Here is a 22,971-nt window from a genome sequence, read left to right as displayed (position 1 = left end):
TCTTTTATTTTCCTAAATAATGCTTCAGTGTATAAATCCAATCCTCATCATCGGGGTTTGATTCAAGCTTTTGATTGAGAAGCCATTCGAGGTAGCCGGGATCAATTTTGGCGACTTCTTCGACTTTCTTATCGACATGTTTGCCGAACTTGAATGTCTTTATGAGTGATGGGTGACTCGATATGTCGATCATTTTCTGATACGCTTCGAGTTCAGTGCACTGGTCAGTCTCAATGATTTTTTTAAATAATCGATCGAATAATTGCTCGAGTACGAGCACATCACCGAGTGCATCATGCGCTGTCGCAGAGTTATCGACTTCCAGGTCCAGAAAGTAGCGCAAATATTGGAGGCGATAGGATGATATTTTTTCTTCTGGATCGAGGTGTCGTGCGACTCTGAGTGTGCAGATATATTTTTGCGGAACTAATCCTTCTTTGGCTAACATGCCCAGATCAAATATGGCATTGTGCGCAATAAACACTGTCTCTTCATCGGCAAAACGCTTGGCTACTTCTGCGTGTTCAGTGCTGAATTTAAACGCAGGTTTATCGGCAACCATTTTATTCGTAATATGGTGTACTGCCATTGATTCGTAGGATATAGGTACTGGTGGCTTGAAAAGTGCACTATGACGGTTCTTGCCATCACTCCATGCAACTTGGCACAGGTAATCCTTGGTCTCATTACCTGTTGTTTCAGTATCCAGAAATAAGAGTTTGTAAGCCATAGATTCATGCTAGCATATTTGGTATACTTGTTTCCATATGGATACACTGCAACAACAAATTAAGACTAGTATTAAAGACGCTATGCTTGCCAAGGATTCAGTTCGTCTCGAAGTACTTCGTGGCATTAGTGCAGCAATGACGAATGACTTGGTTGCCAAAGGTAGAACCCCACAGGAAGCACTTAGCGATGAAGAAGTTATTGCAGTCATCACCAAACTTGCCAAGCAGCGCAAGGATTCGATTGAACAATTTCAAAAAGGTGGACGTGCGGATTTGGTTACTGAAGAAACTGCACAACTTGCCATACTAGAAACGTATTTACCCAAGCTCATGGATCGAACTGAGATCGAAACATTGGCCAAAGCCAAGCAAGCTGAACTCGGTATTACTGATCCAACAAAGAAAGGTATGCTTATGGCTTCCCTCATGAAAGATCTCAAAGGTAAAGCAGATGGCATGGATGTTAAAGCTGTCGTAGATTCACTTTTCTAATTTTCCTAACAATACTATTTACTTATTACTAATTTACTTTTAATAATTATGAAAATCGTCATTCATTGGCTTATCCTATCTGCTGCAGTATTCGTAACCCCCTATGTCGTCTCCGGTATTCATGTCGATACTGTTATAACAGCGATTATTGTTGGTGCCGTGCTTGGTTTTATCAATCTGATTATCAAACCTATAGTCAAACTTTTGACGCTTCCGATAAACATTTTGACGTTGGGATTGTTCGGGCTACTTTTAAATGGTTTGTTCTTCTGGTTTGTCGCAGTGCTGATCAAAGGCTTTACTGTTGATACATTCGTAGCTGCGCTTATCGGAGCGTTCATTGTATCAGTACTCAATTGGATAGGCGATAAAATCTTGGATAAATAAAATGCATTTGATTGATTTTGCTAAACTCTTTATCAATGACCATGCAGTATTGGCGTATACATTGTTGTTTATCGATGTAATTTTGGAAGGTGAGATTGCGCTCCTTGTATCAGGAATTATGGTACACCTCGGTATCGTCAAACTCTCTATACTACTTCCAGTCCTTATCTCTGGTGCAATCTTGAAAACAATATTAGGGTATTATTTAGGAGTATACCTGAGACGCAAATATGGTGAGCATAAATTATTTCATTATTTTGAGCGTAAAGTTTTAGCGCTATTACCAAATTTTAATACAAAACCATTCTGGTCAATTATTTTTTCAAAATTCTTATATGGGATCAATAATTTTGTCCTTATTTTCTCAGGATACGAACGAATAAAATTATCTTTATTCCTCAAGGCTGAGTTTATTTCTTCGACAATATGGCTTGGCAGTTTGTTTGTTTTGGGATATGTGTTTAGTTATGCGGCGATCGCAGTCACCCATACTATCTCTACGTTCATTTTGACTATCTTCCTATTCCTGCTATGCTTCTTTATTCTCGAGCGACTCATCAATATGTTCGTTGAGGTCAAAGAAGAATTCCACCACCATGAATAAACATGAACAAATCATTATAGTGACGCACGACGGCGGTTTTCATACTGACGAAGTTTTTGCTTGTGCGGCGTTATCTATGTACTACAAAGATCAGCCACTTGATATTATTCGCTCCCGTGATACTCGAGTTATTGAAACTGCTACCTATGTCGTTGATGTAGGCGGTGTCTATGACAGTGCAGGTAAACGTTTTGACCACCACCAAATCGGCGGTGCTGGCGAACGAGACAATGGTATACCGTATGCGTCGTTTGGGCTTATTTGGAAAGAGTTTGGTAGCAAACTTTGTGGTACTGAAGAAATTAGAGATCAAATCGATCTGCGGTTGGTTTGTCCAATCGATGCAGGGGATAATGGCGTTGAGCTAATGGCCTATACGAAACCTGACGTTCGTCCATATCTTGTACATAATGTGATTTCAAAATTTATCCCGACCTGGAGGGAAGAGACTGATGTTGATGAGGGTTTTATCGAAGCGGTTAATCTCGCCATGAGGATTCTGGAGCGAGAAATTATCCACACACGAGATGCGCTAGATGCCAAAGATAAAGTGATGGAGGCCTATATGGAAGCAGTTGATAAACGCATGATTATTTTAGATGATCGCTATCCTGCCATGCATACACTCACAGAATTACCTGAGCCACTTATTATGGTTGCTCCACGAACTGATGGTAAATGGAAAGCAGAGACTGTTGTGTCAGTGCCGGGAACGTTTGAACGCAGGCTGCATTTCCCAGAATCTTGGGCAGGTTTGAGAGATGAAGAATTAATTAAAGTTACTGGAGTGTCGACTGCAGTTTTTTGTCATATGCATAGATTTCTTGCTGTTGCTGAGACGAGAGATGATGCGATCAAGCTAGCGCAATTAGCATTAGATCAAAAATAAATGATAAAATTTCACAAGACACGAATTTCTCGCCTCACCCGCCCGAACGACTATTTAGTCGGGCAGGCAAACTCGCTTTCAATTTATCAGGAAGTAATGCTCAGACAGTGTTCGGTCCAAAATTTGTGTCTTACTACCTTTTATCATTCTAAATAATATATGGCACTCATTGATGAAATAAAACTTAAAGCAGCGGCAGGCACTGGAGGTGACGGTGTTGTTCGCTGGCGCCGAGAGAAATTCATTGCCAAAGGCGGACCAGCTGGAGGTGATGGTGGCCGTGGTGGTCATGTATACGTTGAAGCAACTCGTGATGTCTATATCATGGGCACCTACAAGCAAAAGCGTGAGTACAAAGCTGAAGATGGCAAAGACGGTGGTAGCTCTAGTAAACACGGCCGAGACGGGGAAGATCTCATCCTCATGCTTCCGATCGGTTCGATCATTACGAACATTGATACTGATCATGTAGAACGGTTGACCAAAGAAGGCGAGCGCATACTACTGCTTCATGGCGGTCAAGGGGGCAAAGGTAATGAGCAATTCAAGAGTTCGATTAATACAACTCCAGAGAAAGCGACTCCAGGCAAAGCCGGCGAAGTTGGTGAATTTAAAATTGAGCTTGAGCTCTATGCTGATGTCGGACTCATAGGACTTCCAAATGCGGGGAAGTCGAGTCTCTTGAATGCGCTTACCAATGCCACAGCGAAAATCGGCGACTATGCATTTACGACACTTGATCCAAACCTCGGAAGCTTTAGAAAATATATTCTCGCTGATATTCCAGGACTTATCGAAGGTGCCAGTGAAGGCAAAGGGCTCGGTATTAAATTCTTGCGTCATATTAAACATACAAACATACTGCTCCACCTTGTGTCATTCGAAAATGAAATGAATACTAGTCCCGTTCGAAGCAAGACTTCAAAGAAGTCTGAAGATTCGATTGGGATGATGAAAGTGTATAAACAAATTCGTGGTGAATTAGAAAAATATGGCAAAGGGCTCGCTGAGAAAGAAGAAATCATACTTCTAACCAAAACTGACGTCAGTGATGAGAAAACTATTGCAGCAAAAGTAAAAGAATTTACGAAGCTTAAAAAGCCAGTGTTTACAATTTCACTCTACGATGATGCGTCTGTGAAAGCATTTGGGGACGAGTTGGTCAAGATTTTGAGAAAATAAAAAATCACTTATATTTTACATAAGTGATTTCTGTGTTGCGCTTTGTTTGTTATTTGAATTTCTGAAGGAAATAAACGCCAGTGATGGTTGTTAGTACATAATCACCATCTTCGGTTTTAGTAGCGCTTGTGATAGTGGAAGTATTTCCACCCTTGTCCAACTCTAAAGCTTGGCCGACGTTTAGGGCACCATGATTTTTAATGCGCCCCTTTAGTACAGTTCCGACTTTATTGTTGGATGCAAGTCCATTACCATGTACTTTAGTGAGCTTCACCATCGTGTTCATCGCAACGATAGGTCCATTTGTTTGAGTTATGAGCATGTTTGTAGATTTTTAATATAGTAGCAAATAATATTAATTTTGTCAAGTACAGCCATATCCTTATTTTTGCTATACTTTTGCCGTGGAAACCAAATATTACTCAACAATCGGATTAGAAATACACGCAGAGCTTAAAACAAAAACTAAGATGTTTTGTTCGTGCAAGAATGATCCTGATGAAGCAAAACCAAATACAAATGTGTGTCCTATATGTCTCGCTCATCCTGGAAGTTTGCCGACGATCAACAAACAAGCAGTTGAACATGTGGTTCGAGTTGGGATAGCTCAAGGCGGTACAATCGCTGACTTCACTGAGTTTGACCGCAAACATTATTTCTACCCAGATATTCCCAAAGGCTATCAGATATCCCAGTACAAATATCCGATCGTTTCTGGTGGCGAGCTTGCTGGTATGGAAATCACACGTATACACCTCGAGGAAGATACAGCTAATAACAAACACGACAGAGGGGATTTCTCATTGGTTGATTTCAATCGCGCTGGTGTGCCACTTATGGAGCTTGTGACTGAGCCACATACATTTCCAACTCCAGAAGAAGCTGCAAGCACAGGTGCCAAATTTGCAAAGGAGTTTCAGTTATTGCTCCGCTACCTTGATGTCTCAGAAGCAAATATGGAGAAAGGTGAAATGCGTGTAGAGGCAAATATTTCTCTCTCAGATGATGCGAACAATTTCGGTACAAAAGTAGAAGTTAAAAACCTCAATTCATTTAGAAGTGTTGAACGTGCGATAAAGTATGAGCTTGATCGTATGCAGAAATTACTCGAAGCCGGCAAGGGAAGTGATATCGTCCAAGAAACACGTGGTTGGGATGAGGGCAAACAGTCTACATTTTCACAGCGTTCTAAAGAGAACGCTCAGGAGTATCGGTATTTCCCTGATCCAGATTTGCCGAAAATGAAGCTTTCAGAAGTATTTGATCTTGAAGCGATGAGGAGTGCATTGCCTGAATTGCCGAATGCAAAAAAAGTACGGTATAAAAATGTGTACGGAATAAAAGACGAAGATATTGATACGTATATTCTCGATCGTACGCTCGCAACATGGTTTGAGTCCGTTGCCGCAAAACTTATCGATGTAAATAAAATAAAAATCGCCTCCAACTATATTACGAGTGATTTTATTGGATTAAAGAAAAATAATCCCAAAGTTACTCTGCCGACGTATGAACACTTTGCCGAGTTAATTGATCTCGTTACAAGTGGGCAAATTTCATCACGCGCAGCCAAAGACATTTTGGCTATGATTGTGGTAGAGGATGCATCACCACTTGCGATAGCAACTGATAAAGGATTACTTCAAAGTAATGACGAAGGTGCTCTTACTGAAATTATCAAAAAAATTATTGCAGAAAATCCAGATGTTGTTGCAACGTATAAAGGTGGCAAAGAAAATGCGCTCATGTCTCTCGTTGGAAAAGTTATTAAAGCAAGCAATGGCAGTGCAAATCCTGCTATTACAATTAAACTTTTAAAAGAGATCCTTGGTTAGCTCGAGGATACTCTATTTAGTATACTAAGACTATATGAAGAAAAATATCATTATCATTGCTATCGTTGTTGTTATCATTGGTGGGTTGCTGCTTTGGAGCAAAAATCTTAAAGCTAAAAAAGCAGTCGAAGATGCTAACATGACCAGTCGTGAAGTTGCGATGCTTTGTACGACAGATATGGCCACAGAATTCCATATTCACCCAGTACTGACGATAATAATTGACGGTGAGACGCAGATCATTCCTGCTGACATTGGTATTACGCCAACTTGTATGCATTCGCTCCATACCCATGATGCGGACGGTACACTCCATGTTGAATCCCCAATACAAAAAGATTTTACATTAGCAGACTTTTTTGCAGTATGGAATAAGCCATTTGACCAGAATCATATCCTCGATAAAGTGACTGATCCAATGCATAAGATCACTCTGACAGTTAACGGTGTGACTGTAAATACATTTGAAAATACAATTTTGAAAGATAAAGATCAGATTGTTATTAGTTATAAAACTGGGGAGCCGATAATTGACTAAAAAACAGCGCAAAAGTGCGCTGTTTTTTAGTTTTTGGTATACTGAACTATATGGAAAATAACCCCGAAAGAATTTTTTAAGAGAATATTTCGTGGCAAAGAGTCGTATAATTTTAGTTATTAGTTTATTGCAGTATAAAATATATGAGTGAAAATTCTAACGGGGCAAGCAAAATCAGGGTTGCGATTAATGGATTTGGGCGCATCGGTCGGGCATTTTTGAAATTGGCCTGGGAGAAAAAGGAATTAGAAATTGTGGCTGTTAATGATCTTGGCTCGATTGAAAGTCTGGCGTACTTACTAAAGCATGATACTGTCTATCGTACATGGGGACATGATGTGCAAGTTTCTGGTACAGATCTTGTTGTAGACGGCAAAACAGTGAAGTTCATATCAGAGAAGGATACCACTAAGCTTCCCTGGAAAGATCTCAATATTGATGTTGTGGTTGAGTCTACAGGACTTTTCACTGCGTTTGATAAAGCAAAATTCCACATCGACGATGGTGCCAAGAAAGTCGTAATCTCAGCTCCAGCCAAAGAAGGTGATGGAGCTGGAGTAATCGGGGAAACAATACTTTTGGGTGTGAATGAAAACAAGTTCGGCACGTGTGACATTACCTCTAATGCTTCGTGCACAACCAATGCGGCAAGTCCACTTATCGCGATCCTCCATGGTGCGATCGGTATCGAGAAAGCAATTTTAAATACAGTCCATGGTTACACAGCGAGCCAGTCCCTCGTCGATGGTCCAAGCAAGAAAGATCTTCGGGAAGGTCGCGCTGCTGCACAAAACATCGTACCCTCATCAACTGGGGCAGCGATTGCGGTAACGAAAGCATTTCCTGATCTCGAAGGACTTTTTGATGGCATATCGATTCGCGTGCCAGTGCCTGCAGGATCGATCGTCGATGTGACATTTATTGCCAAGCGTTCGACTACAGCAGAAGAAGTTAATGCGATTCTCACAAAGGCTGTTAATGATCCACACTGGCAAAATATTTTTGCCGTGACTAACGAACCACTTGTCTCGTCAGATATCCTCGGCAATCCTCATGCATCGATCGCAGATCTTGCTATGACGCGCGTGGTAGATGGCAATCTCGTCAAAGTTATGGGTTGGTACGATAACGAAATGGGGTATACGAATACATTAGTAGATCATGTCATCAAGACAGGGAAGACGATTAAGTAAGTTTAAATACAAAGATTCTCAGAAAAAGCCCTAAGATGAGGGCTTTTTCTATGCTATTGACTTTATATATAAACATGCTATTATATCGTTAATTAATGGGCTCATTAAAAAGTTTTGATTGGTGACCAGAAATCCTATTTGGGGTTTGCGGTAACCAATCAAAATTAAATAAAAATGAATATAAAAAAACTTCCAAATGGTCTCGAGATCAACGTTAATTCTACTGAACTTACAGATTATTTTCTCGAGTTGGCATTGAAACAGATAAAAAATAAAAAACCTTATCAATACTCAACTGCATATGCAACCGGTTTTAGAATAGATGTTCGTTTTATAGAGACTCCTTCAAAAAGGAATCTTAATAAAAGAAAAATTATATTGGAAAAGGCAAAGAAAATAAAATTGAAAGAATTTATTGAAGAATTCCGTTTAACCGGTACTAAAGAAAACCAACGCTTAGTATCACAATTCTGCAATGTTTTTAAACATTGGAATGACGAATCGCTTGAATATTTGGTGGCCGAAGGTAAGGAAAGCGTACTTAAATTTCGCAGGGTGGGACCCATAGCATTAGATTTATTCGAGCAATTTCTTAAAAGCAAGAGCTTTGCATTTGCAACTTGGACTGGGAAGGAATGGGTTTAGTGTTAAATTATACAAACTCCACAACAAATTTGTTATGGAGTTTTTTTATTGCTATATAAAACTCATTTTGCTAAACTGTCAAATACATGGATCTAATTCGTCCCACAAAGCAGCACCTCCTCTTTGCACTCAGTATTTTCATTGTTGCTTTGGTAATCCTTGGTATTACTCTAGGTGTGAGAGAACCCACACTCAAAGACTATTTTGTTCAATTTGAGACAAAATATGCCCTCAATACTATTTTACTTATAATAAATGCCTACTTGCTGGGATATTTTGTCTCGCTTTTATTTCCTAAAATCCAAATACCAAGACTTAGGTTTTTGCCTAAAATAAATACTATTCAACTCCCCGGATCATTGATCCTAAACAGTGAGGATAAATACAAGGAGAAGAAAGTGTATAATAAGCTCGTGCGAGATGGTATTCCAGAATACTTGGATAGCAAGCATGTGCCATACAAAATACACATTGCAGATGAATTAGAGTACGAGGCTAAACTTTTTGAAAAACTAAAAGAGGAAGTAGATGAATTTAATGCTTCAAAAAGTATTGCTGAACTCGCTGATATGCTCGAGATCATCAATGCTATTACGATCTATAAAGAGTTTTCAAGTTTTGATATTGATCAAGTAAAACAGAAGAAATTTGAGGAACGAGGAGGATTTAGTAAGAAAATAATTTTGGAGCAATCATAATATGAAAATTTACATTGGTGCAGATCACGCTGGGTTTGAATTAAAAGAAAAGCTTAAGGCACATTTGCATGAGTCGGGCTATTCATTTGAAGATAAGGGCGCATATACGTTGGATGAGACGGATGACTATCCTGATTTTTGTCGACCAGTTGCTGAGGCTGTTGCTGCTGATTCAGAATCAAAAGGTATTGTGATTGGAAACTCTGGAACCGGAGAGGCAATTGTTGCAAATCGCGTGCGTGGGGCTCGGGCTGCAGTGTATTATGGTGGGGCACTTGATATCATTAAGCTTTCGCGAGAACACAATGATGCCAATATTCTTTCCCTTGGTGCACATATGATTCTCGAGGGGGAAGCTTTAGAGGCTGTAAAATTATGGTTAGAAACTTCATTTACAGGTGACGAGCGACATGTGAGGAGAATAGAAAAAATTGATAAAAAATAATATGTCTCCTGAAGATATTAATGAAAAAGAGAAAATAGTACACATAGAAGATGAGGCACTAGGCCGATTTTGGAGAGCGGGTAGAGAAATAGCAGAGATTGTAAAAGCAAAAGATTATGATAAAGCGCTTGAAATGGTAAAAAACCTTAAAGATGCATATCCAAACTTAGGAGATGAAATAAAGCAAGATTGGCAAACCTCGATACTTTCTCTTCCGCCTGAGCTGAGGGGTAACCTAAGTACACTGGATTATTGGTTGGACATATTAGCAACAGAATTTATCGATCTCAAAAGATATGATGATGCAAGAGAAGTTGCTTTGCTTATACAATCAAGTATTTATAGTAAGGAAAAAATTTTAGAAAACATAGAACTAGAAAAAAACAAATGGTAACCATTATTCCGGCAATAATGCCAACAAATATCAATGATATTCGCGAAAAGCTCGCGCTTGTGTTGGGGCTAGTTGATTCTGTGCAGGTTGATCTCATGGATGGCAAATTCGTCAAAGCGATAACCTGGCCGTACAACGGAGAAGACGCTACATACTACGAACGCATCATAGCGGAAGAAGAAGGTTTGCCGTATTGGGATCAGTTTGATTTTGAATTTGATCTTATGGTAGCAGGAGCAAGTGGTCAGATTCCAGCATTCACAGCATTGGGAGCCAAGCGATTAGTATTCCATCTGGAAGCTGAAGATAATACTGATAATGCATTTCGTGATGTACTCGAAGGTATCGATATATACACACGTGATAATATCGAAATCGGTGTGTCAATCGATACACGAACACCTATAGAGAAAATTTTCCCATTGACGCCGCATATTGATTTCGTGCAATGCATGGGGATCGAACATGACGGTTTCCAAGGTGAAGCTTTCGATGAGCGAGTTTTGGGACATATTCGTACGCTTCGAGAAAAGTATAATGATTTGACTATCAGTGTTGATGGAGCGGTTAGTTTCGATACTGCACCAATGCTTGTCAAAGCGGGAGCAAATCGGTTGGTGGTAGGATCTGCAATCTGGAAAAGTATTGATATCCAAGAAACGATTCAAGAGTTGCAAGCATTATAATGTTTATTTCTTTTGGAAATTGTAAATTTAAATTTTAAAGCATTCCTTATCCCGTAATTTTGCAAAATGTTGGTATAAGATACTATATATGCAACAAAAAGATTATTATAAACTTGAACGTACATTCAAAGGATTTGCAAATCATCGACGTATTGAAATTCTGTTTTTACTTGCCAAAACTCCAGAACTATCAGTTGATGAAATTGCAAAGTCACTTAATGTAAATTTTAATACTATATCTGATCATATTCGCAAGTTGGCGCAAACAGGACTTATAATGAAACGTTCAGACGGCAGATCAATTCGGCATGGATTAACAACCAAGGGAATTGCTATACTGAAGTTTTGCAAAATTACGGGATAATACTTACTTTTTCTAAGTATCACTATGACTCAAGAGCAAGCGTTAACTATTTTAAAAACCGGAGCCAATGTATTTTTGACCGGGGAACCTGGCTCTGGCAAGACACATACGACCAGGGCATACATACGGTATTTACGTGAGCATGGGATTGAGCCTGCAATCACTGCTTCGACCGGTATTGCTGCAACGCATATCAATGGTATGACAATACACTCCTGGAGTGGTATTGGCATTCGAACCTATCTGAGTGACTATGATCTCGATAAAATCTCAAGTAGCGAATATATCACTAAGAGAATAAACAAAACAAATGTCCTTATCATTGATGAAGTATCGATGCTTCATGCGAACATGGTTTCAATGATTGATGCAGTTTGCCGAACTATCAAGCGAAACGATATGCCGTTTGGAGGTATACAGGTTATCTTTGTCGGTGATTTTTTTCAGTTGCCGCCTATAACAGCTCCACAAAAAATTGATAGACGCAAGCAGCAAATGCTCCTCGCTGACGGTACCTATGAAAATGATGAGATGGAACAGATCGGATTCGCCTATGTATCGGATGCGTGGCGAAATGCAAAGCCCATAGTGTGCTATCTGGACGAGCAGCATCGCCAAGACGATATGGCATTTTTGGAACTTTTGAATGCGATACGAACCGACAGCGTATCCGAAGTACACTATGACCATATTATGTCTCGCCGGGTAACCAGTGATAGTGTGCCTGAACATACGACGAAGCTTTATTCGCATAATGCGCAAGTAGACATAATGAACAATGAAGCTCTCGCAAAGCTTGATGCAAAAAGTGAACGATATGTGATGACATCACATGGTAGCGATATATTGGTGAGTATACTAAAAAAGGGTTGTCTGTCACCGGAAGTATTAGAACTCAAGATTGGTGCAACTGTTATGTTTACTAAGAACAATCCTCAAGAAGGTTTCGTCAATGGTACGCTAGGGGTCGTAGAGGCATTTCAACCAGGAACAAGGTACCCGATCATAAAAGTGAGAAATGGAAAACAAATCACTGCAGAGCCTATGGAATGGGCAGTCGAAGAAAATGGAAAAATAAAAGCAAATATTACGCAAATTCCACTACGTCTCGCATGGGCTATGACGGTGCACAAGAGTCAAGGCATGAGTCTCGATGCAGCTATTATTGATCTGTCGCAAGTGTTTGAGTTCGGTCAAGGCTATGTCGCACTGTCACGGCTTAGGAATCTGTCAGGCCTCTACTTGCTCGGTATCAATGAACATGCACTCAAGGTGCATCCGGACATTCTTATAAAAGATAGAGAATTTCGTGAAAAAGCTGAAGCTGCAAGTGAAGCATTTGAGCAAATGTCGCAAGAGAAAATCGCTGTATTGCATACAAACTTTATCAAAGCTTCAGGGGGGACACTTGAGACGAAAACTGTTACAAAAATCAAAAACAAAAAGCAAGATACACTTTTAGAAACTTTAACACTTTGGCAGCAAGAAAAAACAATATCAGAAATCGCCAAAGCACGTGGGTTAACCCAGCAAACTATTTTTGATCATATTGAAAAGTTAATTACAAAAGGCTTAATCGCATCTTCTGATTTTTCAAGACTACTAACCCCCACACTCATACAGTATATGCCAGAGATTCATAAGGCATTTGAAGGATTAGATACAGATAAACTAACCCCTGTGTATGAAAAATTTGGTGGTAAGTATTCATACAACGACCTTAAAATTGCGCGAATTCTGCACAGACATAAATAGTGGTATACTTTTTGTATGTTTTTATCTGATACAAAAAAAGAAGAACTCGCCATCACCGCTAACAATATCCGTGAAAGTATTATTGCGATGTTACTCGAAGCTGGTTCAGGTCATACTGCGGGACCACTCGGAATGACAGATGTCTTTACAGCACTTTATTTTGAAATACTGAAACATAATCCAAAAAAACCAGATTGGGAAGAGCGTGATCGGGTCGTCCTATCCAATGGCCACATCTGCCCGGTGCTCTATGCAACGATGGCACACGCAGGGTACTTTCCTGTATCTGAACTTGCAACGCTTCGCAAATTTGGGACTCGACTACAAGGGCATCCACATCGTGAATATTTACCAATGCTTGAAAACAGTTCGGGTCCGCTCGGCTCAGGACTCTCCCAGGCTACGGGCATGGCATTGGGACTCCGCATGGATCATGGCAACAGTGCTGATCAGTACGTGTATTGTCTGACGGGTGATGGGGAACTCGATGAGGGCAACAATTGGGAAGCTATCATGCTTGCAGGTAAAGAAAAGCTTAGGAATCTCATCGTCTTTGTGGATCGAAACAATATTCAGATTGATGGGTACACTGAAAATATTATGCCGCTTGATTCATTGACTGCAAAATGGGAAGCATTTAACTGGCATGTCCAAGAAATCGATGGTCATAACTTTGAAGATATAGTCGGAGCTGTTAATCGTGCCAAAGCAGTTTTCGAAAAACCATCAGTCATCATAGCGCGGACAATTCCAGGCAAAGGCGTCAAAGAATTTGAGCGCGATTATCACTGGCATGGCAAAACGCCGAATAAAGACGAAGCTAAAATGGCACTCAAGGAGCTAAGGACATTAGGAGGAAAGATTAAAAGTGAACATCAGTAATTATTAAGTAGCAATACTACAAGTGAAAAGATATAAATAATTTTATTTAATGCAAATAAAAATTCTAACGTGGAATCTTGGTTGCTTCTCGTGGATGAAGCTTGCAGCAAAACTGCATTATGCATACAGAGGAAATAGTTTTAAACATGAATATTTTCAACCGAAAATTAATGCAAAACTAGTAGATGAGGAATTACGGAAAGTATTGCCAGATATTGTCTGCTTGCAAGAATTCTATGAAGAAATTGATATGTTGTCGATTCCAATGCTGGAGTCATATCCCTATAAGGCATTTGTGACGACGTGGTATCACAAACATTCAATACTTATAGCAAGCAAACTACCATTTACTGTTGGCAAACAATCATTTGCTTCAACACAAATATCCTTTGAGTTGCTTGATCTTTATCCTGTGCATTTGAATTCCTTTTATGCAAAGAAACGCCTTGAACAAGTAGAAGAACTTTGTGCACTAATCAAACATACTTCAACTCCACAAATAATTACCGGAGATATGAACTTTTGGAAGATAGGGAATTTCTTTGTATTTAAGAATGACAAACGCGCATATAGACTTTTGGAAGCTACTATGACTTGTATTACCAAAGGGGTGTCACATACACCATTTGGAATGGAATTTGATGGAATATTCACGAGCAATGAGTTCAAGACAATAAAGGTTACACAAGAGCTGGCCAGAGGAGATTTTATGGACCACTATCCTGTTTGGTGTGAAGTTTTGCTATAATATTATTGCTTGCATGGAAATTAAACCAGGACAACTGTGGCAGCACTACAAAGGTAAACATTACAAAATTATTGTACTTGGCAAACACTCAGAGTCCGGTGAAGAGTTGGTTGCATACGAACGCCAAGAAGACGGAAATGTCTATTTTCGACCACTGGCATTGTTTTTCAATACTGTTGAATGGGAAGGAAAAACTGTTCCCAGATTTGTTTTAATAGAAGATATATAATAAATACTCACTTGTATGATAGAAAATAATTTACAACTGGAAACAAATTACAACAAATTGCAGTCACAACGCAAGATTGGTAGCGAGGTTTTTGGTGATTCAGATACAATACCGTTACAAGAATCGCTGCTCGCAAAATTCGTTGCAAATAATCTAAACGGACTTGAGTATCGAAAGGTGATTGGAAGTACATTTGCTATTTCTAAACCCGACAAAATATTTCCTAGCATTCTTATTGATTTGTCATACAATCCGCAAAATCCAGATGACTCATATATTACAGCAACATTACGAAGAGAATCTGGATTGCCAAAGGATTTCAAAGTTGGGGATCAAGAGATTTTCTATTTTGATGATGTAAGCATTGAAAATTTAATGACATTTCTCAATAACCATATGAATGAATTAAAAACTTAAAATGCTGAATACGAATCTAAAATTGAATAGAAAATTATTTAACGACGACCCCAGTAGTAGATCCTCGTATCGAATGCATACTCGGCTCACTACAGGGCACGCATTGGATATAGTACACTGTATAGTATATGCTTAACCCTATCCTTAAATTAAACCCTCATCTATTTTTAGATTCTGTCGAACAAATTCCGATTCGCCAAGGATTTGGTGAAGGGCTTGCTCAAGCTGGTGAAGCCAATAAAAATGTTGTTGCACTTTGTGCTGATCTGACCGAGTCGACTAAGATGAATCTCTTTGCAGAGAAATTCCCTGAGCGTTTCATTGAAATCGGTGTTGCAGAACAGAACTTGGTAACGGTTGCATCAGGGCTTGCTGCTGTGGGGAAAATTCCTTTTTGTTCCAGCTACGCTATGTTTTCACCTGGTCGCAATTGGGAGCAAATCCGCACAACGATAGCGTACAACGACCGTCCTGTTATCATTGTCGGTTCTCATGCGGGTATATCAGTAGGACCTGATGGTGGTACGCATCAGGCAATTGAAGATATGGCACTCATGCGAGTACTCCCTAATATGATGGTGATTTCACCGTGCGATAGTATCGAAGCCAAGAAGGCAACACTTGCGCTCGCGTCTTACGGCAAGCCTGCATACATTCGCTTAGCTCGAGAAAAAACACCTGTTATGACCATTACTGAGACTTCATTTGAAATAGGCAAAGCTCAAATATTTTATCGACCCGATGGTATTGCACATGTGGGCATCATCGCCACAGGTGCGCTTGTACACAAAGCACTCATAGCGGCTCGAGATCTTGAGAAGAAAGGTGTGAAAGTTATTGTAATGAATCTGGCTACTATCAAACCACTCGACACCAGTGCAATTTTAGCTCTGGCAAAAGAAACCAAAGCTATAGTAACTGTCGAAGAACATCAAGTAGCTGGTGGTATGGGTAGTGCAGTAGCAGAATATCTCGCAGGACATTTTCCTGTGCCAATAGAGTTCATAGGTGTCCAAGATAAATTTGGCCAATCTGGAACTCCTGAAGAGTTGCTCAAGCACTATGGCATGAGTAGAGAATCTATAGCTACGGCGGTGATGAAAGTGTTAGGTAGGAAAGAAAATAATTAGTTTGCTTTCTTTTTTGGTTGCTTATCTAAAGCAGTTTCTAGTTTTTCTTGCATTAATCTAAGTGTTGCTTTAGCTGTGCCACTATTGGTTTGCTCCAGTGCAGTTTTGCGGTTAAGTAATTGTGTCCTTGCCGATGCATCTAGATCATTATTTTCAAGTTGTTGTGTGATCATACTGATCTCGTCTTCTCTTATTTTAATACGTTTGTGTATAGCATCAATTGAATCTTGAAATATTTCGCTATCAGATTTCTTGTTGGGATTAATTTCTCTTATTTTGTTTTCAGGGCCCCAGTTCATTGGAAGCTCACTCATGTTTTCCATACTATATTTTTTGAGGTTTGTAATTCTCTGGTGCTCGTACCAAGTATTCTTCTAGTTTTTCTTTGGATAGTAGTCCCTTTTGTGCACCGATTTGCTGTGTCACTGACATGGCATTAATTGGTGCCCAGAGTAATGCCTCGTCTAATGATTTACCCATAGCAAAGCATGCTGCAATGGTTGATTCAAATGCATCACCTGCACCTGTTCGCTCCACTGGTGTATGCGGATAAATAGGCATAAACCAATACACTCCCGCTTCTTCTCTCGCATAGGCACCATTGAAACCATCGGTCATGACAATATTTTTCGGTCCGAGCGCGTGGAGCATATCCATGAGTTTTTTCTTGTCGATTTCTTCTGTTTTGAGAATTAATTGCGCCTCCTCAACGTTACAGAAAAATATTTCAGTCCTTTGATATATATCTTTCAATTTTTCTACTCCCAATTTTATCTGGAAGGTGCCAGGTTGGAATGCAAGTTTGGTTTCAGGATGAGATGCAATGTAGGTGGCGATTTCTGCGTGGTAGTCGATAGAGTGTTCACCCATAGAAGAAAGGTATATCCACTTTGGTGCCTTCATGTTTGTTGGTAGTGAATAAGGAAATGGAGCATGCTTGACGAGGATCGTGCGTTCGACATCGTACCAAAGCACATAGTGGTAGTTCGTTGGGTATTCGCTATTTACTTTCATGTATTCGGTGCCGACTCCATCTGCTACGAGAGAATCAAGGCAGGCTTTGCCATTTGCATCATCTCCAACAGTAGCTATCAAAGCTGAAGATAATCCTAATCGTGCAGCTGATACTGCAGCATTGGCACTATTGCCCACAGCATAAATAACCTCGACTGATTCATAGGGCACTTTATCGCCAAATCTGACGCAGAGTTCCTCCTTTACCTTATCAAGATTACTGTGTACATGTGCGTCTTTGAGTCGTATAAATGCGTCTGCTACAATGTCACCAATAGCGATAAAATCATATTGTTTTTCCATGTGCTCATTTTAGCACAGCATGGTATACTTTTGCCATGAAAACGCTTAGAGAATATGTGCATGACGCCGACGCTAAAGGTGTCGCTATTGGTCACTTTAATATTTCAAGTTTGGATGCATTGTGGGGAATATTTAATGCTGCCAAGAAATTAGATGTACCTGTCATTATTGGCGTTTCAGAAGGAGAAGAGGATTTTGTTGGTATCGATCAGGCAGCGGCACTCGTAAAAGCATTTCGTCAAGAATTCGACTACCCGATATTTCTAAATGCTGATCATCATTACAGTTTTGAACGTGTCAAAGCCTCAATCGATGCAGGATTCGATGCAGTGATTATCGATGCGGCAACTTTGCCGCTAGAAGAAAATATCGAGCTCACCAAAAAATGCGTTGCTTATGCTCGAGAGATTGGACTCGTTACTAATCGAGATATTTTAGTCGAAGCTGAACTAGGATTCATAGGCAAGTCATCAAAAATCCTTGATGAAGTACCTGAAGGTGTTAGCGAGGCAACCATGACCACTCCAGAAGACGCAAAAGCTTTTGTTGATGCGACTGGTATCGATATGCTGGCTCCATCTATAGGTAATATTCATGGCATGGTAAAAGGTGGCAATCCTAGGCTTCATCCAGAGCGAGTCAAGGCAATCAGGGATGCAACAGGTATCCCGCTCGTTCTGCACGGCGGCTCGGGTACGATGAATGAAGATTTTACTGCATGCATCAAAAGCGGCATTGATATTGTGCATATCAATACAGAAATTCGTGTTGCATATCGTGATGCACTCAAGAAATCATTTACTGACAATCCTGATGAGGTCGCGCCGTATAAATTCTTGAAACCTGGCGTGGAGGCAGTAGAGGCTGTTGTCGAAGCACGATTAAAAATATTTAATAATATTCACTAAATATATGTTAGGAAAAAATGAAGGGCATAGAGCGCCAGAAGTATTGCAACACCAAGAAGGTGAAAAAGCAACTGCTCTTCCGATAGAAGATTGGGATACAAAATGGGCTATGGAATTTTTTACTGGTGCGTTTAAAGCTCACTTTGAAGAATATTTACGCGGTAACAAAACTGAAGAAAAATGGAAAATGAAAGCATTGGAAAATCTACAAAGTACACGCAAAGTTGTATTTGATAGAAGGGATATTGTCAGTGCGCAAGACAAAGCATTTCTCGAAAAGCATCTCACAGAAATGGAGCAGAAATATTATGATCTCGGATAGTATGAAAGAAGAGATAAAGAAATTTTTTAAAGGTGATAGTGATGATAGTGATACAACACTAACTACCTATTCGCATGATGCGAGTTTGTTGGAAGTGCGGCCTGAACTTGTACTTTTTCCAAGAGATTCATCTGATATTCAAAATCTCGTGCAGTGGGTAAATCTCAATAAAGAAAAATATCCTAAACTCTCTATTACAGCGCGTTCAGCAGGTACCTGTATGTCAGGAGGTCCGTTGAACGAATCCATTATCTTGGATTTTACTAGATACATGAATCGCGTTGTAGAAGTGGCGTCAACACAGCAGACTAAAATGCAGCCACTTTTCCCTGGAAGTCATGAGGTAATATTGTCAGGTAAAGCTGTAGTACAACCTGGATGTTACTATAGAGATTTTGAAATCGAAACCTTAAAAAAGAATTTACTTTTACCGTGTTATACAGCATCAAAATCTATCAATGCGATCGGCGGCATGGTTGGTAATAATTCTGGCGGGGAACTAACTCTTCGATATGGCAAGACTGAAGACTATGTGGAGTCACTTAAAGTCATACTTAGTGATGGGCATGAATATACCTTTGGTCCGATAACCAGACGTGAACTATATGCCAAAATCGCACAGGTAGATCTCGAAGGCAAAGTCTACAAAGAACTCTACGCGCTTATCAAAGACAATCAATCTGTTATTGATGCAGCGAGACCTATGGTGTCCAAGAATTCTGCTGGATACTATTTATGGAATATTTTGAAAAAAGGACCTACAGAAATGGAGGATACATTTGATATTGCCAAACTCATTGTTGGATCCCAAGGTACGCTTGGCATTGTGACCGAGATAACGCTTGGATTGATCGAAAAACCTGCAGTATCAAAGCTTGTTGTTGTATTTCTCAAAGAACTCACTCATTTGGGAACTATTGTTGATGAAATTTTAGAAACGAAGCCTCAAAGCTTGGAATCATACGACGATAAGACGTTCAAGCTTGGTATGAAGTTTTTTAAAGATTTTATAAAAGTAAAAGGGATTTTTGGTATTATTAAATTTGGTCTATCATTTATTCCAGAATTTTTTATGCTACTTACTGGTGGCGCACCAAAGCTTATACTTTTGGTTGAGTACGCGGGAGCAGATGAAAGTGAAATACAAAAAAAATCAGAAGCATTATTGAAGCGTATCGCTCACTTTGGATTCCCAATGCGTATTACTAAAAACGAGCATGAAGCATCCAAATATTGGAATATGCGTCGGGATAGCTTTGCGCTACTAAGAAAGCATGTCCAAGGGAGACATACAGCGCCTTTTATTGATGACATCATTGTTCGTCCAGAATTTTTGCCTGAGTTTTTACCAAAGTTACAATCATACTTAGATCGCTATACAGATGTGATATATACGATCGCAGGCCATGCGGGCAATGGCAACTTCCATATTATTCCTCTTATGGATTTCAATGATCCAAAAACCAAAGATATTATTTTCTCCCTGTCTGATGAGGTGTATGCACTCGTAGCTAAGTATCAAGGTTCAATCACTGCCGAGCATAATGATGGACTTATCCGTACACCATTCCTTAGAGGTATGTATGGGGACCAAGTTGTAGCACTTTTTGAATCAACCAAGCGAATATTTGATCCAAAATACATTTTTAATCCAAATAAAAAAGTTGGAACAACGAGAGAGTATATGAGCGCTCATTTCATTGGTCCTGATCACCCAAAAGCACATCATAGTTCCTAAGGGTTTACAATTTTGCATTTCCGAGTATACTAATTGGCATGTTTACCCTACAAGTATCAAAACGAGCAAAAAATGATAACGTTGACGCAATGAGAAAAGGCGAGATTATTCCTGCCGTTTTTTATGGTTTTAACAAAGAAACAACATCTATCAGTGTTGACGCAAAAGCGTTTAAGAAAGTCTGGAAAGGAGCTGGGGAATCAAGTCAAGTAACTCTCGAGACGCCAGATGGCAACGTTGAGACGATTATCCATGATTTACAATTTGATCCAGTCACAGGCAACCCAATCCATGTAGATTTTCTTGCCATTGATACAAATAAAGCTATTACGGTTGATGTGCCACTTGAATTCGACGGTGTGTCAGAGGCGGTCAAAGGCGGACTCGGTAATTTGGTTAAAGTGCTCCATGAAGTTTCTATCAGTGCCTTGCCGAAAGATTTGCCACATGCGCTCCATATTGACATCAGTTCACTTAGCATTGTTGGTGATCAAATCCATATAAAAAATATTGCTGTACCGCCTGGAGTAACAATTATAAATGAGGTAGAAGAAGTTGTTGCCTTAATTGCAGCGATGGTTGAAGAAAAGGAGGAAGAAGCACCTGTTGATTTGAGTACAATTGAAGTAGAAAAGAAAGGTAAAAAAGAAGAGGATGCGGTTGCCTCAGAAGAGACAGCACCAGCAGCTTAATACAATATATATTCAAGAAGGAACCTCGTACTTGCGCACGGGGTTTTTTCTTGGGATAATGGTTACATGCGTTCTCAAGTAGTGCAAACCATAGTCAGTATAAGTTTAATCACCATTATTGCCTTTGGTGGGCTTTTGACTTTGCCGCGTAGTCTTACAGCTACTGATCTTTCTGATGCCCAGGCTCAAGAGGCAGCACTGGAGGCTCAGCTGGCAGCACTAGAGGCAGAAATTGCTCAAAAAACTACTGAGCTTAATGCTCAAAAAGGGCAGTCTGCATCCATAAATAATGATATTAAAATACTCACAACACAGATTGATAAAGCGAAACTCGATATTAAATCAAAGAATTTGGTTATTACGAAGCTCAGTGGGGAAATTACAAACAAAACTAAAACTATAGCAACGCTGGATACAAAGCTTAACCATACTAAAGATTCTTTAGCCCAGCTCATGAGGAAAACCAATGAGATTGATGATGCTACCTTTGTGCATGTCATGCTCACTAACGAGTCTATTTCAGACTTTTATACTGATGTTGATACGTTTGCATCTATCAAAGAATCTATAAAGACTTCAATCGATAATATTAGCCATGTCAAAAATGAAACACTGACTGAAAAGGAAGTGTTAAGTCAGAAACAAGATCAGGAACTAGATGCCAAGGCTCAAATTGAATCTGCTAAGCATAAAGTCGAAGTATCTCAGAATGAAAAGGAAGAATTACTTTCAGTGAGTAAGAGTAAAGAAAAAACCTATCAAACTATATTAGCTGATCGCCAAAAGAAAGCAGCTCAAATTAGAAGTGCACTGTTTGCTCTTCGTGATACCTCTGCGATTCCGTTTGGTGATGCACTTAAATATGCTGAAATTGCAGAAAAGGCAACGGGCATTCGTCCTGCATTCCTACTAGCAATTTTGACTCAGGAATCAAATCTGGGGGTTGATGTGGGATCTTGTTATTTAGCAGATAAAGTAACAGGCGCTGGTATAAAAGTAAAATCAGGCGCAGCAGTTCTTAAAGTCATGAAACCTACGAGAGATGTTGCTCCATTTATAGCAATTACAACAGAACTTGGTCGCGATCCAATGAAAACACGAGTATCATGTCCATTTACTTTTGGGTACGGTGGTGCTATGGGGCCCGCTCAATTTATTCCTTCCACATGGATGCTTTTGAAAGGGCGCATAAGTACAGCAACAGGGCATAATCCTCCTGATCCATGGTCTCCAAATGATGCATTCATGGCGTCTGCTATATATCTTTCTGATCTTGGTGCTGATGCGCAAACATATTCAGCCGAGAGAACAGCAGCTTGTAGGTATTATGGTGGTGGTTCATCTTGTACATCAACGACAGCTCCTTATGGTAATCAAGTTATGGCAAAAGCTAAAAAAATCCAAGAAACCATGATCGATCCGCTTGAAGGACTATAATTTACAAGCAATCTGAGCTCAATATATAGCTCTTGCAAAGACAAAAATTCTGTGCTATTTTTACTAATATGAAAAAAGATATTCACCCAAAATATAACTCTAAGGCAAAAGTCACCTGCGCATGTGGGGCAGTTTTTGCTGTAGGTTCAGTCATGGATGAAATTACTGTTGAAATCTGCAGTCAATGTCATCCATTTTATACTGGCAACGAAAAAGTACTTGATACGGCAGGTCGCGTTGATAAATTCAAGAAGCGCGCAGCACTTAAGAAATAACGTTAGCAAAACAAAAAGGAGCCTTCGTAAGGTTTCTT

The 22,971-nt window shown here is 39.7% G+C and carries 30 protein-coding genes; 26 read left to right on the top strand and 4 right to left on the bottom strand.

The window, feature by feature from the left end:
• Positions 1–4: 4 nt before the first annotated feature.
• Positions 5–730, bottom strand: a complete 726-nt coding sequence (locus IPF86_04085; GenBank protein QQR50229.1) for a 3'-5' exonuclease — start codon at positions 728–730, stop codon at positions 5–7.
• 37 nt (positions 731–767) lie between these two features.
• Here IPF86_04085 and IPF86_04080 point away from each other — a divergent pair, with 37 nt between their 5' ends.
• The 5 genes from IPF86_04080 (at position 768) to obgE (ending at position 4,285) form a co-directional block, all read left to right on the top strand.
• The gene (locus IPF86_04080; protein ID QQR50228.1) at positions 768–1,223 is read left to right on the top strand and encodes a GatB/YqeY domain-containing protein; all 456 of its coding nucleotides are present in this window, start codon (positions 768–770) and stop codon (positions 1,221–1,223) included.
• 48 nt (positions 1,224–1,271) lie between these two features.
• Positions 1,272–1,610, top strand: coding sequence for a phage holin family protein (locus tag IPF86_04075; GenBank protein ID QQR50227.1), 339 nt, complete (start codon positions 1,272–1,274; stop codon positions 1,608–1,610).
• Between the two features lies 1 nt (position 1,611).
• Positions 1,612–2,214, top strand: coding sequence for a hypothetical protein (locus IPF86_04070; GenBank protein QQR50226.1), 603 nt, complete (start codon positions 1,612–1,614; stop codon positions 2,212–2,214).
• Complete coding sequence (locus IPF86_04065) at positions 2,207–3,103, top strand: MYG1 family protein (GenBank protein ID QQR50225.1); 897 nt, start codon at positions 2,207–2,209, stop codon at positions 3,101–3,103. Before IPF86_04070 ends, IPF86_04065 begins: the two co-directional genes overlap by 8 nt.
• Positions 3,104–3,262: 159 nt before the next feature.
• The gene (gene obgE / locus IPF86_04060; protein ID QQR50224.1) at positions 3,263–4,285 is read left to right on the top strand and encodes a GTPase ObgE; all 1,023 of its coding nucleotides are present in this window, start codon (positions 3,263–3,265) and stop codon (positions 4,283–4,285) included.
• A 49-nt stretch (positions 4,286–4,334) separates the two neighbouring features.
• On the opposite strand, the gene IPF86_04055 is transcribed toward obgE, so the two are convergent.
• A complete protein-coding gene (locus IPF86_04055; protein ID QQR50223.1) occupies positions 4,335–4,607 on the bottom strand; it encodes a hypothetical protein in 273 nt (90 codons plus the stop codon).
• Between the two features lie 106 nt (positions 4,608–4,713).
• Here IPF86_04055 and gatB point away from each other — a divergent pair, with 106 nt between their 5' ends.
• The 15 genes from gatB to IPF86_03980 all read left to right on the top strand — a co-directional run bounded on the left by gatB (position 4,714) and on the right by IPF86_03980 (position 16,244).
• The gene (gene gatB, locus IPF86_04050; protein QQR50703.1) at positions 4,714–6,120 is read left to right on the top strand and encodes an Asp-tRNA(Asn)/Glu-tRNA(Gln) amidotransferase subunit GatB; all 1,407 of its coding nucleotides are present in this window, start codon (positions 4,714–4,716) and stop codon (positions 6,118–6,120) included.
• Positions 6,121–6,154: 34 nt separating this feature from the next.
• Positions 6,155–6,658: a hypothetical protein gene (locus IPF86_04045; protein ID QQR50222.1), complete on the top strand. Its 504-nt coding sequence runs from the start codon at positions 6,155–6,157 to the stop codon at positions 6,656–6,658.
• 143 nt (positions 6,659–6,801) lie between these two features.
• Complete coding sequence (gene gap / locus IPF86_04040; GenBank protein QQR50221.1) at positions 6,802–7,851, top strand: type I glyceraldehyde-3-phosphate dehydrogenase; 1,050 nt, start codon at positions 6,802–6,804, stop codon at positions 7,849–7,851.
• A 174-nt stretch (positions 7,852–8,025) separates the two neighbouring features.
• The gene (locus IPF86_04035) at positions 8,026–8,496 is read left to right on the top strand and encodes a hypothetical protein (protein QQR50220.1); all 471 of its coding nucleotides are present in this window, start codon (positions 8,026–8,028) and stop codon (positions 8,494–8,496) included.
• Positions 8,497–8,582: 86 nt separating this feature from the next.
• Positions 8,583–9,194 carry a nucleoside triphosphate pyrophosphohydrolase gene (locus IPF86_04030; protein ID QQR50219.1) on the top strand — a complete coding sequence of 204 codons (612 nt, stop codon included), beginning with the start codon at positions 8,583–8,585 and terminating at the stop codon, positions 9,192–9,194.
• A gap of 1 nt (position 9,195) precedes the next feature.
• Positions 9,196–9,639, top strand: coding sequence for an RpiB/LacA/LacB family sugar-phosphate isomerase (locus IPF86_04025; protein ID QQR50218.1), 444 nt, complete (start codon positions 9,196–9,198; stop codon positions 9,637–9,639).
• Between the two features lies 1 nt (position 9,640).
• Positions 9,641–10,033 carry a hypothetical protein gene (locus tag IPF86_04020; GenBank protein QQR50217.1) on the top strand — a complete coding sequence of 131 codons (393 nt, stop codon included), beginning with the start codon at positions 9,641–9,643 and terminating at the stop codon, positions 10,031–10,033.
• A complete protein-coding gene (locus tag IPF86_04015; protein ID QQR50216.1) occupies positions 10,027–10,719 on the top strand; it encodes a hypothetical protein in 693 nt (230 codons plus the stop codon). The genes IPF86_04020 and IPF86_04015 overlap by 7 nt, the downstream gene beginning before the upstream one ends.
• Before the next feature lie 88 nt (positions 10,720–10,807).
• Positions 10,808–11,083: a winged helix-turn-helix transcriptional regulator gene (locus IPF86_04010; protein ID QQR50215.1), complete on the top strand. Its 276-nt coding sequence runs from the start codon at positions 10,808–10,810 to the stop codon at positions 11,081–11,083.
• A gap of 24 nt (positions 11,084–11,107) precedes the next feature.
• On the top strand, positions 11,108–12,838 hold the full coding sequence (locus IPF86_04005; GenBank protein ID QQR50214.1) for a helix-turn-helix domain-containing protein: 1,731 nt from the start codon (positions 11,108–11,110) through the stop codon (positions 12,836–12,838).
• A gap of 15 nt (positions 12,839–12,853) precedes the next feature.
• Entirely contained in the window at positions 12,854–13,720 is an 867-nt protein-coding gene (locus tag IPF86_04000; protein ID QQR50213.1) for a transketolase, read from the top strand.
• A 49-nt stretch (positions 13,721–13,769) separates the two neighbouring features.
• Positions 13,770–14,468 carry an endonuclease/exonuclease/phosphatase family protein gene (locus IPF86_03995; GenBank protein QQR50212.1) on the top strand — a complete coding sequence of 233 codons (699 nt, stop codon included), beginning with the start codon at positions 13,770–13,772 and terminating at the stop codon, positions 14,466–14,468.
• Between the two features lie 13 nt (positions 14,469–14,481).
• Positions 14,482–14,697 (top strand): DUF1653 domain-containing protein, encoded by a 216-nt coding sequence (locus IPF86_03990; protein ID QQR50211.1) that lies wholly within the window; start codon positions 14,482–14,484, stop codon positions 14,695–14,697.
• 15 nt (positions 14,698–14,712) lie between these two features.
• Positions 14,713–15,114, top strand: a complete 402-nt coding sequence (locus tag IPF86_03985) for a hypothetical protein (protein QQR50210.1) — start codon at positions 14,713–14,715, stop codon at positions 15,112–15,114.
• A gap of 128 nt (positions 15,115–15,242) precedes the next feature.
• The gene (locus tag IPF86_03980; protein ID QQR50209.1) at positions 15,243–16,244 is read left to right on the top strand and encodes a transketolase family protein; all 1,002 of its coding nucleotides are present in this window, start codon (positions 15,243–15,245) and stop codon (positions 16,242–16,244) included.
• Here IPF86_03980 and IPF86_03975 read toward each other — a convergent pair.
• Both IPF86_03975 and IPF86_03970 read right to left on the bottom strand, forming a co-directional pair.
• A complete protein-coding gene (locus IPF86_03975) occupies positions 16,241–16,567 on the bottom strand; it encodes a hypothetical protein (protein QQR50208.1) in 327 nt (108 codons plus the stop codon). The two genes, IPF86_03980 and IPF86_03975, sit on opposite strands and share 4 nt — an antisense overlap.
• A gap of 1 nt (position 16,568) precedes the next feature.
• The gene (locus IPF86_03970; GenBank protein ID QQR50207.1) at positions 16,569–17,561 is read right to left on the bottom strand and encodes a carbohydrate kinase family protein; all 993 of its coding nucleotides are present in this window, start codon (positions 17,559–17,561) and stop codon (positions 16,569–16,571) included.
• 35 nt (positions 17,562–17,596) lie between these two features.
• On the opposite strand from IPF86_03970, the gene IPF86_03965 reads away from it, so the two are divergent.
• The 6 genes from IPF86_03965 (at position 17,597) to rpmE (ending at position 22,933) form a co-directional block, all read left to right on the top strand.
• Entirely contained in the window at positions 17,597–18,469 is an 873-nt protein-coding gene (locus IPF86_03965; protein QQR50206.1) for a class II fructose-bisphosphate aldolase, read from the top strand.
• Between the two features lie 4 nt (positions 18,470–18,473).
• On the top strand, positions 18,474–18,791 hold the full coding sequence (locus IPF86_03960) for a hypothetical protein (GenBank protein QQR50205.1): 318 nt from the start codon (positions 18,474–18,476) through the stop codon (positions 18,789–18,791).
• Positions 18,781–20,529, top strand: coding sequence for an FAD-binding oxidoreductase (locus tag IPF86_03955; GenBank protein QQR50702.1), 1,749 nt, complete (start codon positions 18,781–18,783; stop codon positions 20,527–20,529). Before IPF86_03960 ends, IPF86_03955 begins: the two co-directional genes overlap by 11 nt.
• A 38-nt stretch (positions 20,530–20,567) precedes the next feature.
• Positions 20,568–21,221, top strand: a complete 654-nt coding sequence (locus tag IPF86_03950; protein ID QQR50204.1) for a 50S ribosomal protein L25 — start codon at positions 20,568–20,570, stop codon at positions 21,219–21,221.
• 66 nt (positions 21,222–21,287) lie between these two features.
• Positions 21,288–22,658 (top strand): lytic murein transglycosylase, encoded by a 1,371-nt coding sequence (locus IPF86_03945; GenBank protein ID QQR50203.1) that lies wholly within the window; start codon positions 21,288–21,290, stop codon positions 22,656–22,658.
• A 68-nt stretch (positions 22,659–22,726) separates the two neighbouring features.
• Complete coding sequence (rpmE, locus tag IPF86_03940) at positions 22,727–22,933, top strand: 50S ribosomal protein L31 (protein ID QQR50202.1); 207 nt, start codon at positions 22,727–22,729, stop codon at positions 22,931–22,933.
• Positions 22,934–22,971 lie beyond the last annotated feature (38 nt).

This window comes from Candidatus Nomurabacteria bacterium, from assembly GCA_016699085.1.
Lineage (GTDB): Bacteria > Patescibacteriota > Minisyncoccia > Phycocordibacterales > UBA9973 > CAZLWF01.
The sequence above is the reverse complement of the archived record's forward strand: the minus strand, read 5'-3'. Positions and strand labels throughout refer to the sequence as shown.